13 protein-coding genes are annotated in these 14,635 nt (G+C 58.8%); 3 read left to right on the forward strand and 10 right to left on the reverse strand.

Translation table 11 applies throughout. The features are described from left to right. Positions 1-101 precede the first annotated feature (101 nt). From VLM75_10090 to VLM75_10130, 9 genes are all read right to left on the reverse strand, one after another. Positions 102-1,259: an acyl-CoA dehydrogenase family protein gene (locus VLM75_10090; protein HSV97270.1), complete on the reverse strand. Its 1,158-nt coding sequence runs from the start codon at positions 1,257-1,259 to the stop codon at positions 102-104. A 112-nt stretch (positions 1,260-1,371) separates the two neighbouring features. Continuing rightward, on the reverse strand, positions 1,372-1,842 hold the full coding sequence (locus VLM75_10095) for a hypothetical protein (protein ID HSV97271.1): 471 nt from the start codon (positions 1,840-1,842) through the stop codon (positions 1,372-1,374). A gap of 14 nt (positions 1,843-1,856) precedes the next feature. Next, complete coding sequence (locus VLM75_10100; GenBank protein ID HSV97272.1) at positions 1,857-2,360, reverse strand: Zn-ribbon domain-containing OB-fold protein; 504 nt, start codon at positions 2,358-2,360, stop codon at positions 1,857-1,859. Between the two features lie 10 nt (positions 2,361-2,370). Continuing rightward, positions 2,371-3,534, reverse strand: a complete 1,164-nt coding sequence (locus VLM75_10105; GenBank protein ID HSV97273.1) for a thiolase domain-containing protein — start codon at positions 3,532-3,534, stop codon at positions 2,371-2,373. A 13-nt stretch (positions 3,535-3,547) separates the two neighbouring features. Then, positions 3,548-4,699: an acetyl-CoA acetyltransferase gene (locus tag VLM75_10110; GenBank protein HSV97274.1), complete on the reverse strand. Its 1,152-nt coding sequence runs from the start codon at positions 4,697-4,699 to the stop codon at positions 3,548-3,550. A 159-nt stretch (positions 4,700-4,858) separates the two neighbouring features. Then, on the reverse strand, positions 4,859-5,401 hold the full coding sequence (locus VLM75_10115; GenBank protein ID HSV97275.1) for an XRE family transcriptional regulator: 543 nt from the start codon (positions 5,399-5,401) through the stop codon (positions 4,859-4,861). A gap of 192 nt (positions 5,402-5,593) precedes the next feature. Continuing rightward, positions 5,594-6,238: an XRE family transcriptional regulator gene (locus tag VLM75_10120; GenBank protein ID HSV97276.1), complete on the reverse strand. Its 645-nt coding sequence runs from the start codon at positions 6,236-6,238 to the stop codon at positions 5,594-5,596. A 119-nt stretch (positions 6,239-6,357) separates the two neighbouring features. Then, positions 6,358-6,489 (reverse strand): hypothetical protein, encoded by a 132-nt coding sequence (locus tag VLM75_10125; protein HSV97277.1) that lies wholly within the window; start codon positions 6,487-6,489, stop codon positions 6,358-6,360. A gap of 226 nt (positions 6,490-6,715) precedes the next feature. Continuing rightward, on the reverse strand, positions 6,716-7,546 hold the full coding sequence (locus tag VLM75_10130) for an SDR family oxidoreductase (GenBank protein ID HSV97278.1): 831 nt from the start codon (positions 7,544-7,546) through the stop codon (positions 6,716-6,718). Positions 7,547-7,779: 233 nt separating this feature from the next. On the opposite strand from VLM75_10130, the gene VLM75_10135 reads away from it, so the two are divergent. From VLM75_10135 to VLM75_10145, 3 genes are all read left to right on the forward strand, one after another. Beyond that, positions 7,780-9,669, forward strand: a complete 1,890-nt coding sequence (locus VLM75_10135; protein HSV97279.1) for a long-chain fatty acid--CoA ligase — start codon at positions 7,780-7,782, stop codon at positions 9,667-9,669. Positions 9,670-9,775: 106 nt separating this feature from the next. Continuing rightward, a complete protein-coding gene (locus VLM75_10140) occupies positions 9,776-12,046 on the forward strand; it encodes a DEAD/DEAH box helicase (GenBank protein HSV97280.1) in 2,271 nt (756 codons plus the stop codon). Then, the gene (locus VLM75_10145) at positions 12,030-13,262 is read left to right on the forward strand and encodes a ribonuclease H-like domain-containing protein (protein ID HSV97281.1); all 1,233 of its coding nucleotides are present in this window, start codon (positions 12,030-12,032) and stop codon (positions 13,260-13,262) included. Before VLM75_10140 ends, VLM75_10145 begins: the two co-directional genes overlap by 17 nt. Here VLM75_10145 and VLM75_10150 read toward each other — a convergent pair. Continuing rightward, on the reverse strand, positions 13,228-14,520 hold the full coding sequence (locus tag VLM75_10150; protein HSV97282.1) for an ATP-dependent 6-phosphofructokinase: 1,293 nt from the start codon (positions 14,518-14,520) through the stop codon (positions 13,228-13,230). The two genes, VLM75_10145 and VLM75_10150, sit on opposite strands and share 35 nt — an antisense overlap. Positions 14,521-14,635: the final 115 nt, after the last annotated feature.

Below are 14,635 nucleotides of genomic sequence, written 5' to 3' on the forward strand. Positions count from 1 at the left end.
GTCCCTGGAAATTCCGGGCCTTCCTCCGCGCGTTGCGAAGGGCAAAGCCCGGAATCTCAAGTTATGCGGCACGCCCATTTTTATATATATTTACGTCCCCTTTAAGCATAACAACCGATAGCGCGCGAGATGACCGTGCGCTGAATCTCGCTCGTCCCCTCGCCGATGGTGAGGAGCTTGTAATCGCGATAAAAGCGCTCGATATTGTACTCGCGCATGAGACCGTACCCGCCGTGCAGCTGCACCGCCTCGTCCACCACGCGGCCCATCATCTCCGAGCAGTAGAGCTTGGCCATGGCCGCATGTTTCGAGAACGGCAGGCCCGCATCTTTAAGATGGCAGGCCTTGTACAACAGATTGCGCGCCGCCTCGATCTCGGTGGCCATATCGGCGAGCTTAAAGGCGTTCACCTGGAATGTCGAGATGGGCACGCCGAACTGCTTGCGCTGCTTCGAGTACTTGAGTGCGAGCTCGAACGCACCCTGCGCCCCGCCAAGCCCCATCGCGGCGATCGCGAGCCTGCCGTTGTCGAGCGTTGAGAGCATCTGGTGAAAGCCTTCGCCGCGCTCGCCGATCAGGTTCCCCTCGGGGACCCGGCAGTCGTCGAAATACAGCTCGCCCGTGTCCGAGGCGCGCCACATCATCTTGCCCGTCATCTTCTTCGCCGTAAAGCCGGGGGTGCCGTTGGGCACCATGATGCACGACACTTCCTTCTTGCCGTCCGCCCTCGTTCCGGTTATCGCCTGCACAACGCAGACGCCCGCCATCACCGAGGTCGAATTGGTTATAAATATCTTGCTCCCGTTTATCACCCACTCGCCGTTCTCCAGGCGCGCATTGGTCCTGCTCGCCCCGGCGTCGGAACCCGCCCCCGGCTCCGTAAGCCCGAACGAGGCGAGTATCTCGCCGCGGCAGAGCCTCGGCAGCCACTGGCGCTTCTGCTCCTCGCTTCCGAAATAGTAGATGGGGCCTATGCCCAGCGAATTCGCCGCCGCCACCGTCGCCCCGTGCGAACCGTCCACCCTCGATATCTCCTCCACCGCGATGCAGTAGGAGAGATAATCCATGTTCGGCCCTCCGTACTCCTCCGAGACCACTATGCCGAAAAGGCCCATGTTCGCCATCTTCCCCGTGAGGTCGGTGGAAAACGTTTCCGTCTCGTCCAGAATCTGCGCCAGCGGCGCGATCTCGTGCTCGGCAAACTCCCGGACGTTGTGCCTGAGCAGCTTCTGTTCCTCGGTCAAACCAAAGTCGACCATAGTAAGCCCCCGGAAAAAAATTCTTTATATTTATTTTTACCCGTTGGTCCCGGGCGGCAATCACGACCACCGCCCGTTTCAAAACCATCCGCCGGCCGATGCCGACAAAACCCTACGCCATCTCGAAGTGAAGGATGTCGTCGACCCCGCCAATCCTCTCCTTTCGGGGCTTCAACACCGCTTTCACTTTCAACCCCATCGCCAGATGGCCCTTTTCGATTTTCAGACGGTGGATGATTCCACCTTTGACCCCCTTGAACCTGATCATACCGATAAGATGGGCTTCGCTATACCGGTTGCCCTGAAAATCCGAATAACACCCGGTGAACGAATAAAGCTCGCCCTCCAGCCCCACGGAAACGAATTTCTCCACCGGGCTGAAACACTCCTCGCAGTAAATAAGCGGGTAGATCGTCTTCGTTCCGCATTCGGAGCACTCCGAGGCGATGAAATCGCCTTTCTCCATCACGGTGGTAAAAAACCGGTCCCCGGCAATACCCAGGGTATACTGGTATTTGACTGGAACCTGGCCCTCGAAATAGCCGAGTTCAGTTGATTTTAAGATTGATTCTTTAAATGACATATCAGACCTCCGGTTTACGCTGGTTCAAAATACTTGATATCGGTGATGGAGCCTTCCCTTTCCTTTTCGGGTTTCCAGACCGCCTTCACCTTCATGCCGATCTTCACGTTCTCGGGTTTCACGTTGCCCAGAAGGTGCATGATTCCCTGGCCGTCCGAGGCGCCGTCGATCTCGATGACGGCCGGCATATGCCGGGGCTCGTCGGGACCCAGGCGACTCGCATCCCAGTTTACGTGACAGATAGCGAAAGTGTTCACCTTGCCGGTATCCTTGACCGGAAGGTATTCGTCGGTCGGCCGCCAGCAGAGCTCGCAAAAGCTTCGGGCCGGCAGCATAATCCTTCCGCATTTTTCGCACAACGCGCCGAGGATTTCGCCCTCCTTGAGCGCCCTCAGGTATTTCCCGATGGCAATGCCATTGTCCCAGGCGTACTTCAGTTCAGGCTTCCAGCTTATCTTCAGCGCCTTATCGTATTCCCCTCCAGAAAGACCTTTAACGGGTACATTATCAATCTTCATTATTCGCCTCCTAACTTCTCAATACGATGACAGTACCGACCTGCATCAGGTCGCCCCAGGCCTGGGCCACGCCCACCCTGGGATTTCCCGGCACCTGGCGCGCCCCCGCCTCCCCTCTGAGCTGGAGGAAAAGCTCTATAACCTTCATAAGCCCAGTCGCCGAAATGGGATTCCCCACGCCCAGGGCCCCCCCCGAGGGGCAGACCGGAAGGTTGCCGGTACGGGCGGTGTAGCCCTCCGCCGTGAGTCTCGCCGCGTCGCCGCGGGCGCAGAGGAGCAGCCCCTCCATGTGATGGAGCTCCTTGTAATCGAAGGGATCGTAGGGTTCGGCCACCTGTATCTCCTTGTGTGGTTCCTTTATGCCGGCCATGTCGTAGGCCATTCGCGCCGCCTTCTCCACATACCTTGGATAGCAGAGGTCCTTGGTCGCCCAGTAGGCTGTGTCGAGATTCCAGCCCACGCCGTCGATCCAGACCGGCTTATCGGTGAGCCTCTTGGCCACATCTTCGCTCACCAGGAGTATCGCCGCGGCGCCGTCGGAAGCGGGGCTGATATCCAGCCTGTTCACCGGTTCGGCCAGCACCTCGGAATTGAGCACGTCCTCGATCGTAACCACCTCGGCAACCTGCGCCGACGGATGGTCCAGGGCGTTGTTCTTGTTCTTTACGGCCACGCGGGCGATATCGGCCTTCGATATGCCGTAGGTCTCCATGTAGCGCCGCATCTCCAGCGCGAATATCCATATCAGCGTGGGTTTCAGGGGCTGCTCCGTGGTATGATCGAAGATCGTGAGAAAGGCACCCGCCGGATGCGGATAGATGGTCGACATCTTCTCGGAGCAGACCACGAGGCAGACGTCGCAGGCGCCCGAAGCCACGTGCATCCATCCGTGTACTGGGGCAAAGACCCCGGTGCCGCCGCCAACGAAATTTCTAATATATTGCTTGTTGTTCCCGCCCGCGCCGCTGAGGAGATATTCGCCCTTCATATGTACGCCGTCGAAGGCGTCGGGGGCCGACCCCATGGTGATCATCTCTACATCCTTCAGCTTCATCCCGGCCTGATCCAGGGCCATTTTGGAGGCAAGATACGACATCTCCGGGCCCGTCTCCTGCGCGCGTCGTACGAATTTTGTGATTCCCGCTCCGACAACTGCCACTTTTCTGTATCCCATATCATGCCTCCTCTTACCCGTTCGACAGGATCGCCACCGAGCCGGTGGCCGTCGGTATGCCGCGCCAGGACTGAACAAGGCCCGTCCTCGCGTTCTTCACCTGACGCGCTCCCGCCTGATGCCGCAGTTGCGTCACCGCCTCGTTGACCTTCATGCCGCCGCTGGCCTCGAAGGCATGCCCCATGCCCAGGGAACCGCCCGAGGCGTTCACCGGCAGGGCGCCCTGTATCGAAGTCTCCCCCGTCTCCGTCAGAAAGCCCGCCTCTCCCTTACGGGCAATACCCAGCGCCTCAAGGTGCTGGAGCTCCTTATAGGAATATTCATCGCAGACCTCGACGAAATCGATTTCCTTCGAAAGGTTGGTTATTCCCGCCATCCGACAGGCCTTCTGTGACGCCAGCCTCGCGTAATCGGCCTCGGCCATGTTCCGGCACCATACATTGCCCTGACCGGAGAACCAGGCGAAACCTTTCACCCACACGGGATTCTTGCAGAGCGCTTTCGCTTCCTTTTCGGCTGCCAGTACCACCATGATGGAGCCGTCACAGGGCGCGGCCGCGTCCAGGTGTTTGAGCGGCGTCGATATTGGCCTGGACGAAAGGACGTCATCCACCGTAAGATCGGCACCGTGGGCCGCCTGCGGATTAAGGAGCGCGCTCTTCCTGTTTTTCACCACGACCCTTGCGCACTGCTCTTCGGTGTTGCCGGACTCGTCGATGAACCGCCGCATTTCGAGGCCCGCGATAAACTCGGCGTTTTCCTTCAGCGTCCTCAGGTAGACCGGGTCAAGGGCGAATGATTTTACATCATTCAACGTCTTGACGTTGGACGCCTTGCTGTGGGCCTGCACGGCGATGGTGCGGAACATTCCGGTGTTGATCATCATGCAGCCTATCCCAAAGGCCTGGAGAAAATCCGCGGTCACCGTGTGCACCGGGCGCATGACCGCTCCCATCTGGTCGGGAACGTACTCGTCGAAAATACTGTAGCCCTCCATGAAGTCCTCGGAAGCCGTGACGAAAGAATCAATTTCCCTGGGATGCAGTCCCGCTTCGGCGTACGCCTTGACTGCCGCGCTGTACGTAAGCTCCTTGAAGGACAAGGCGGGGCTTACGGATGTAAAGCCCGTTACGCCTATTCCAATGATTGCGACACGCTCATTCATTAACTGACCTCCTCTTGGTTGTTGTGGTTTTGTGTTTTTCCCCCGGTTTCATGCGTGACCGCCGGACTGAGCGCGCCCCGCAGAACCATCGTTCCATTGAAGAAGCGAATCATCCCCGCACCGGCTGGATGGTCGTCCAAATTATATTTAAAAATATACTCACAATGTCCCAACCCATAATACCGCCGCGCGCCCTTTCGAGCGGCCCGTAACCATCTGTTTCTCCGGCACCGACCAGTAATGCACCGCGTCGCCCTCCGAAAGGGCTATGTGCTCCTCCCCGAGCACAAGCTCGACCGAACCGTGCAGTACGCACAAAACCTCCTGGCTGTTCTTGATGTTTTTCCTCACCGGGATGCTCCTGTTCTGCTCGATGAGCAGCACAGAGCTGTCTACGACCCGCCGGTTCTCCGGCGGGAAGAATCGCCTGGTAACGAAACCCGACGCGGGAATGTCCGCGTCGTCCCAGTCGTCCCTGCGCACCACCACCAGCTTTTCCTGCTTGCGTGCCTGGTTGAGAAGATCGCCGGCTTCCATGCCAAGCGCACTGCATATATTGACAAGCGTGTCGACCGAGGGCGAATTGACGTCGTTCTCGATCTGGCTCAAGAAACCCTCGGAGATGCCCGCCTTTTCCGCAACCACCTTGAGCGTGAGTTTGCGATCCTTTCGTTTCTGCCGCAACAGCGCGCCGAGATTCATTTTCCCCAAGCCTATATAAATATTTGCTTACAGTAAATATATACCATAAGTAAACATTTATAAAAAATGTCAATGAATTAATGAAATGTGTGGTATTCGGACGGGTGTCCGTGGGGATCCGGCACATCGCTTCGCGCCGGAATGTAAACGATCCGGCGCGGTTATAATTCTCGACAAGTCAGCATCAACAAATCAGCCCGTATACACCACCGCGAGCACCTGCGCCGGGCCGCTCCCCAAGCTTTTCAGAGAATGGGGCACCGTTGAGAGATAATAGATACTGTCGCCTTCCTTCAGCGTTTCTTCTTTTTTCCCCAGGCGGATCAACATCTCTCCCTCCAGCACAAAAAGGAATTCCTCGCCGTCGTGGCTGGAAAGCTCGTCGGCGCTCCCCCCTGCCGGGAGGGTGACGATGAACGATTCCATGTGGCGCGAGACCACTCCGGTCGAAAGGGACTGGTAGAGGTATTGCGGGTTCTCCCTGGTGCCCGACGGGGTCCTGTGCGCATCGCGCCGGTCTTCCTTGCGGATGACCGAGTAGCTGTAGCCGGACTCCTCGTCGAGGATAATCCCCGTGGCGACGCGAAGGGTCTTTGATAATCGGATGATGGATCCCAGGTCCGGGAATACCTTTGCGTTTTCGACTTCCTGCAGATACCGCTCGTCGACGCCCGAGAGCTTCGCGAGCTTTTCGAGCGAGATTCCCTGCATTTCGCGGATTCTCTTAAGCCGCTCGCCGATGAAGGTCTTTTCCTCGCTTTTTTCCTGCTGGCCGTAATAGCCGGCGAGGTCGTTGAGGTAATTCTGGTAATCTTCGCTCTTTACCTGGGTTCTCATGCTGTCACCTTTTCCCTTTCCGAAACGGTCCGCGACAGGCGGCCGGGCATACCGTATGTCGGCAGACTATTCACTCCGGGGATAATCAGTCAACAGCAAAAACTCGAGAGGGGCGGCAGCTACGCGCCATAGAGAACGGCAGGGATGATCGACCGGTCGTCACTCAGGTTTTCGATACGATGGGGTATGGAGGAGTCGTATGGTGCCGATTTCGATACGACCATTCCGCCCGGTTCCTTTTTATCTTTCATTGATAAACGCCCCGCGCGCCGCCCCGTCCCGGCATAACCGGATGTAAGCGTTGCGCTTTGACACAACCAGTGGCATATAAAGCGTACCGCAGCATATCAGGCGTTCAACTTATTTCACCAAATAACCGCCGCCCTAAAACGGCCCGCATGAGATATATGGCTTCGCGGCGCCATCCCCTCGCCCTGTATTCCTCTTTCTTCTTCGGCCCCTGCCGCGCCGAATCCTTCATTTCTTCGCCGCCTGCCTGCGTACTTTTTTTACCGCCCCGTCCATGACCGCCTCGACCAGCCAAGGGAACAAACGCTTCATTATATGAGTAAACTTCCCTTCAAATCCCGGGATGATGACGAACTTTTTCTTCAGCGTGTCCTTCAGCATGGCCTTCGCCACGAAGTCCGGCTGGTACAGCCCGGCGTTCCCGGAGATGGCCTTCGTTTCGGCGGGCTTGGTCTTGTTCTCCTCCCGGAGCTGGGGCGTGTCCGTATCGGGAGGGCACAGCACCGAAACGTTCACGTTATGCGGCTTCAGCTCGCCGCGCAGGCTCTCGGAAAAGCCGATCAGGCCGAACTTGGCCGCGCTGTACGCCGTGTAGCCGTACACGCCCACCAGGCCCGCCAGCGACGAGATGTTCACGATGTGTCCGGCGCCCTTCGCCTTCATCACGGGCACCAGCGCCTCGCACACGTTCCAGACGCCGTACAGGTCGATTTTTATCTCCTCGTCGAACTTCTCGAACGAGGTATTTTCAAAATCGTTGCAGTAGGCCACTCCGGCGCTGTTGATAAGCACGTCCGGCGCGCCGAATTTTTTCACCGCCTTCGCCATCGCCTTCTTCACGCCTCGATTGTCCGAAACGTCAAGCGACTCGGCCGCGAAACGCTGCGAGCCTGATTTCTTCGAGCCTTCTATCTCTGCAAGCGCCTTTTCCAGCCGCTCTTTGTTCCGCGCGAAGATCGCCACATTCGCGCCATACGACGCGAGCAGGACCGCGGTGGCGAGGCCGATACCGCTCGAGCCGCCGGTGATGTAGACCGTTTTCCCATCATAATAGTTCATGGACAATTCTCCATACAGGTTTATTGCACGGTGATTCCGAAAATCCGGGGACGGCTGCTTTCGCGTTTCCGCAAACTGCGGAAGACGCCCTCCGGGCGCTTCGACCCCGCAACAGTCTGATATGAAATTTGCTCCGAAAATCAACATAAAAACCGCCGCCCCATATATTTATTGACGCCCGCGGGCACGCTCTGGATAATGCGGGAGAGCGTCGGGGACGGAGGTGCTAACGGATGGGAAAAACGGCAGGCGGCATCGAGGGTCTCAGGGAACTTTTCAGCGACGCGCCGCTCGAAGAGAAATCGCTCGGGGCGCTGCAAATCAATTCATATCTGCGGATATGGAACCGGACCGCCGTCATCTCGCGCGAGAAGAACGGCCACTCCACGCTCGAGATGGTGCCCATAAAGGCGTCCGAATTCGTCGAACAACAGCTCTGCCTGGCCGCCGGTCTTCTCGAGCTCGGCGTTGAAAAGGGCGATACGGTCGCCATCTACTCTCCCAACTCGGCCCGGTACGCGATCGAGCTCTTCGCCATCTTCACCATCGGAGCGGTTTTCGTACCGGTTTACCCCACCATGACCGAGGAAGAGGTCGACCTGCTGCTTCGGCACTCGGAGTCCAGGTTCGTCTTCGCCGGCGACATTATGCAGTTCCAGAAGTCCCTTGCCATTCTCAACAGGGTGAAATCGCCGCTTAAAAAGCTCATCGTGAATTACCACACGGCAACGGGAAACCCGAACGTCCTCACGTACGACGAACTCATCAGACTGGGCAGGCGCTCGGGGAAAGTCCACGATGCTGCGCGGATGCTGCGAACCGTCAGCGAAGAGGATCTTGCCGCGCTCCTTTATACACCCGGCACGACCGGCATACCCAAGGGGGCGCTCCTCACCCACGGCAATTTCCTCGCACAGCGGAGGCTTCTCGATCTTTTCCGGGTTACCGATAAAGACGTGCGGCTTGCGCATCTCCCGTTCAGCCACGTGTTCGGCCTGTCCGCCGACCTGCTGTCAGCGACGGCCACCGGTTCGCTCCTCTGCATAATGAAAAGCCTCGAGACCGAGGAGGTGCTCGATTACATCCGCGAGGTACGGCCCACGATTATCTGTTCGGTCCCGCGCATGTACGAAAAGATCTGCGTCACCATCGTTCAGGGGCTGCAGCAGTACGGGAGGACCAGGCGCGCGCTCGCCTCGCTTGCCATGAAGATCGGCCGCAAACACTATATCGCCGAATCCAGCGGCCGCGGAGCCCCGCTTTTTTTGGGCGTTCTAAAAAAACTCCTGTATCCCCAGCTCAGGCGGATCAGATCATCACAGGGCATGAGCAGGGTCCGCATCCTCGTCTCCGGCGGCGGCCCCCTCCCGCTCGAGATCGCCTACTTCTTCGGCGGCATCGGCCTGCCGATCACCGAGGGATACGGGCTCACCGAAACCGCCCCCATCATCAACGTAAACAGGTTCGACCTCAACAAGCCCGGCACGGTCGGGCCGCCGCTCGAAGGGGTGGTCGAAAAGATCAGCGACGAGGGCGAAATACTCGTCAAGGGCCCGACGGTATTCAAGGAATATTATAAAAGCGACGAGGAAAACGAGGTGGCATTCACGGCCGACGGCTTCTTCCGCACCGGCGATATCGGCATTTTCGACAAGGACGGCTATCTTATAATAACAGGCCGAATCAAGGACCTGCTCATCACCTCGTCGGGGAAAAACATCGCTCCGCTCTACATCGAGAAAAAGTTCGAAAACGAACCGTACATCAGCTTTATCTGCGTGGTCGGCGATCGCAGAAAATATCTTACGGCGCTGGTAGTCCCGGATTTCGCCCGCCTGCGCGCCTACGCCCGCGATCGCAACCTGAAATTCCAGGGGGACGAGGACCTGGTGGCCCACCCCGAGGTGTTCGCGTTCTTCAAGGAGCGCATAGGAGCGATCAACGAAACGCTGGCCAGGTACGAGCAGATCAAAAAGTTTACCCTGCTGCCAAACGATTTCTCGGTGGAAAGCGGGGAGCTCTCTCCAACCTTCAAGTTCCGCCGCCACCATGTGCATGAAAAGTACAGGGACCTCATCGACACCATGTATCCGTCGAGCGACTCGATCCCCGACGAGTTGTAGGGCCGGCCGGGAAAACATGACGCGGCCATTTCCATATTGACAAAATCCATGCGGCCTGCCATGCTTTCCATGTGACATAAATCGATTCCCTCGCGCCTGCCGGACCATGAACATCGAACAGCTCATCGACTACCTTAAATCCCACGAGCCCTTCACCGCACAGGTAAGTTCGTGGATCAGACATGACCCCGTGCCAGCGTCTTACGAACCCTTCCCCGACTATATCAACGGGCGGCTTGTCGATATAGTCGGCAAAAGGGGCGTCGAGAGGCTCTACTCGCACCAGCGCGAGGCCTGCGACGCGGTGAACAGGGGCGAGAACGTCGTCATCGTCACGCCCACCGCGTCTGGAAAGACGCTCTGTTACAACCTCCCGGTTCTCGACGCCATGATGAAAAACCCCGACGACCGTGCGCTGTATATCTTCCCCACCAAGGCCCTCTCGCAGGACCAGCTTTCCGAACTCCACGGCATCATCACCGAAACCGGGCTCGACATAAAGACCTTCACCTTCGACGGCGACACGCCCAACTCGGCGCGCAAGGCAATCCGCGCCGCCGGCAACATCGTCATCACCAATCCCGACATGCTACATTCTGGGATACTCCCGCACCACACCATATGGGTAAAGCTTTTCGAAAACCTCAAATACATCGTCATCGACGAAATACACTCCTACCGCGGTGTGTTCGGGAGCCACCTGGCTAATCTCATGCGCCGGCTCCAGCGCATCTGCCTTTTTTACGGCTCGAACCCGCGGTTCATCTGCTGCTCGGCTACAATTGCCAATCCGCTCGAACACGCCGAGGCGCTCATCGAGCGCCGCTTCAGACTGATCGATAAAAGCGGCGCGCCGCGGGGGGAGCGGCATTACGTGCTCTACAATCCCCCGGTGGTAAACCGCGAACTCGGGATCCGCGCATCGGCCGTAAAGGAAGCCGCGAAGGTCGGCGCTCTCTTCCTCGCCAATAAAATCTCCACTATCATCTTCGCGCGGAGCCGCCTGCGCACCGAGATCATCTCTACCTACCTCAGGGAGCAATGCGCGCCAATCAAGAGCAAAATCGCCGCATACCGCGGAGGGTATCTCCCGAACGAACGGCGCGCCATCGAGCGGGGCCTCCGGGAAGGGAAGATCGTGGGCGTGGTATCGACCAACGCGCTCGAGCTCGGCATCGATATCGGCATGCTCGACGCGGCTATTACCGTGGGCTATCCCGGTTCCATCTCATCGCTCTACCAGCAGCTGGGCCGCGCCGGGCGCCGCGGCCGAGCCTCGCTCGCCGTCATCATCGCCACCAGCTCGCCGCTCGACCAGTACATAGTGAGCAACGCGGGCTTCCTCCTCGGATCGAATCCCGAGGGCGCCACCATCAATCCCGACAACCTCCTCATATTGATGGACCACATCAAATGCGCCTCCTTCGAGCTCCCGTTCGACAGTGGCGAGCGCTTCGCGCGCCACCTCGCCACCACGACCGAAATGCTCGAATATCTCGAGGAACGGGGAATCCTCAAGCGTTCCGGCGAACGATTCCACTGGATGAGCGACATCTATCCGGCGAACGAGATATCGCTGCGCACGGCCGCCCGCGAAAATTTCGTTATCGTCGATAACACCGACCACTCGCGGGTGATCGGAGAGATCGATTATTATTCGGCGCCCACCCTCATACACGACGACGCCATCTATCTCCACCAGGGGAGACAGTACTATATAGACAGGCTCGACTGGGAGCGCCGAATGGCCTTCTGTCACGAGGTGGATTCGGACTATTACACCGACGCCGAAACCAAGACCGACATCCGCGTGCTCGAGAGCAGCGATTCGCGCGCGCTGTCGGGCGGCACGCTTTCCAGGGGAGAGATCAACGTCCGCAACAAGGCGGTCATGTTCAAGAAGATCAAGTTCAACACGCACGAAAACCTCGGCTGGGGTAAAATTCATCTTCCGGAACAGGAGATGCACACCTCCTCGGTATGGATCGACTTCGACGAGGAGCGGCTCGACGCCGTTGCCGGAAAGCCGCTCTCGGCCAGGCTTCTTTACTCGATTGCATACATTTTGCGCAATATCGTTCCGTTGTTCACGCTTTCCGATTACGGGGACATACACGTCGTTCATCAGACCCGCTCAAACTACAGCGGAAAGCCGGCCGTCTTCGTATACGACTCGGTGCCCGGCGGCGTCGGCATCGCCGAAAGGGCCTTCCAGGTGATCGGGCTTGTCGCCGCGGAATCGATCGGCGTAATTGAACGCTGCGCCTGCGCCGCGGGCTGCCCCGGTTGCGTGGGGCCCCTTCCCCCGGGCGACGACGACATCAAGGGCGCGGTGAAGAAGGCCCTGCGCGAGCTTTCGCATGAGCCTGAAGGATAAACTCCGCCGCTACGAGCGCTCGACCGCAACCGCCCCCGCCGCGCCCGCAACCGGGATACTGCTCGAAATGGGCGGCACCACGCTTGAAACCGAAAACGGGCCCCTGTGGCGTTTCGCCACCACGCATCCTGTGGACAACGGTCGGGAGGCCGCGCTGCGCGAGTTTCTCCCCTCTTTTTTAATGCATGTGGGCGCGAAGCCGGTCGAACTCGAGCGCCTGCTCTTCTTCGACCTCGAGACCACCGGCCTTTCAGGCGGCACGGGCACCTACCCGTTCCTGACCGGGATCGGGTACTACCGCGACGGGGCCTTTCATGTGGAGCAGTATTTCTTGGACGACTACGCGAGCGAACGCGCTATTCTCGCCCACCTCGTATCCGTTTTCCGCGAGGCGAATGCGTTCGTCGCGTTCAACGGCAAAACCTTCGACATTCCGCTCATCAAAAGCCGTTACCGGCTCAACCGCGTAGGCGGGTTCCCCGTGGATATCCCTGTGGTGGACCTTCTCTACCCCTGCAGACGTTTGTTTAAAAAGCTGTACGGAAGCTGCTCCCTTAAGTCCATGGAGGAAAACCTGCTCGGCGTCCGCCGTGGCGACGACATCCCGGGATGGGAGATTCCCGACGTGTTCTTTTCGTTTCAGCGCCATGGCGAAACCGGACGGCTCCCGCTGGTAATCGAGCACAACCGGATGGATGTTTATTCCATGTTTATGCTTGTCGAATCGCTCGGCCGCGTCTTCCGCTCATTGAGCGAAAAAAACTACAACTCGATCGAACCGCGCCTTCTTCCGCGGATCGCTCACTATCTCTACGTAACGGACCTCGTCTCCTTTCTCGAAATATCGGGGCTCATCCACGACGAGGTGAGGACCGACCGTCTGCTCTTCAAGAAGTACTGCACCGCGCTCAAGCGCTCCGGGAGGATCAATGAGGCCCTGAGGTTCTGGAGAGATGACCCGTCGATTTATTCGCTCGAGGAACTCGCCAAGCACTGTGAGCACCGACAGCGCGATTACCGGCTGGCCCTCGGGCACGCCCGAACGGCGCGCTCGCTCATCGAACGCGGGTTCTTCTCGGAAGACGGCGAGGCCCTGTCCGCCGACAGGGCCTTCTTCCACGGCGCCCGCTTCGCCCGGCGTATCGCCCGCCTCGAAGCGCGGATAGCGCGCGGCGACGACGCTATGCGAAATCCGGCTGGCCCGTCGCGCCCCTGACAATGGACCAGAGATAGCCGTCGGGCTCCACCTTCTTGCGCTTCTGGACGGCCAGCGCCAGTGGTATGAACGTAAAATAATTGTTCCAGCGGCCCACCATCATCCCGGTCTTGCCGGCCATGGCCCCGTGGACCGCGTTCTGGGCCAGCATTATGCAGTAAACCGCGTCATCGGCAGAGGCCGGAACGCTCCGTATGATATAGCTCGGATCGATGTACTTTATATTTATATGAAAGCCCATTTTTTTGAAGTGGGCGTTGATTTCGTCCCTGAGCAGCACCCCGATATCCCCGTGTTTGACGTTACCCGAGGCGTCGCGCGCTTTTTCGCCCTCGAAATACTCCTGCCCCGCCCCCTCGGCGACCAGTATGACCGCGTGCCGCTTTGCCGTAAGCCTGCGATGCAGATGATCGAGAAGGCCGCCCTCGCCGCGCAGCCGAAACGGCACCTCCGGCAGCAATACGTAATTCACCACATTGGAGGCCAGCGCCGTATAAGCGGCGATAAAGCCCGAATCGCGCCCCATGACCCGCACCAGCCCTATGCCATTGCGCGCCCCGCGCGCCTCCTCGTGTGCTGAAACGAGCACCTTCGTGGCCTCGGCCATGGCCGTCTCGAAGCCGAATGTCCGGTCTACGAAGCTGATGTCGTTGTCGATGGTCTTGGGGATTCCGACCACGGAGATTTTCGAACCCCGGCGCGCAATCTCATCGCAGAGATCCCTCGCCCCCCTGAGTGTACCGTCCCCGCCGATGGTAAAGAGCATCGATATGCCGTTGTTCTCAAGCGTGTCCACCATCCCGGGGACGCTCTGTTCTCCGCGGGACGAGCCGAGCATGGTCCCGCCCTTGGCGTGGATATCGTCGACCGTATCCGGACCAAGCTCGAGAAAGCCGTGGCCGTACGACGGGATCAGCCCCTCGTAACCATAGCGCACGCCATAGATCGTCTTCACCCCGTACTGGTAGAAGAGCTCCATCACCAGCGCCCGGATCACGTTGTTGAGTCCCGGGCAGAGCCCCCCGCAGGTGACGATCGCCGCCTTCGCCCCGGACGGCTCGAAGAAGATATTCCGACGCGGCCCCGCGTTTTCAAACGATGGAGCGGCGCCGCGGTCTTTGAAGGAGGCCTCCACCCGGCCGTATTCCACGTCCACGATGACGCGCTCGCCCTCATCGATAAACCGTCTTGCCGGCAGCGGCGAATCGACTCGGCATTCACCCAGGCTCGCGACCATGGTATCCTTGTCATTCAACATGGCACAGCACCTCCTCGGAATATTTCCCCGCGGGCGGCATATCAGGTTAGACGAAACAATATGCGGCCGCACCGCATTCCCGCATCCTCTGTGTGTCCGAAATCCATCCAACTTT

The organism is Spirochaetota bacterium (assembly GCA_035477215.1).
In the GTDB taxonomy this organism is placed as follows: domain Bacteria; phylum Spirochaetota; class UBA4802; order UBA4802; family UBA5368; genus MVZN01.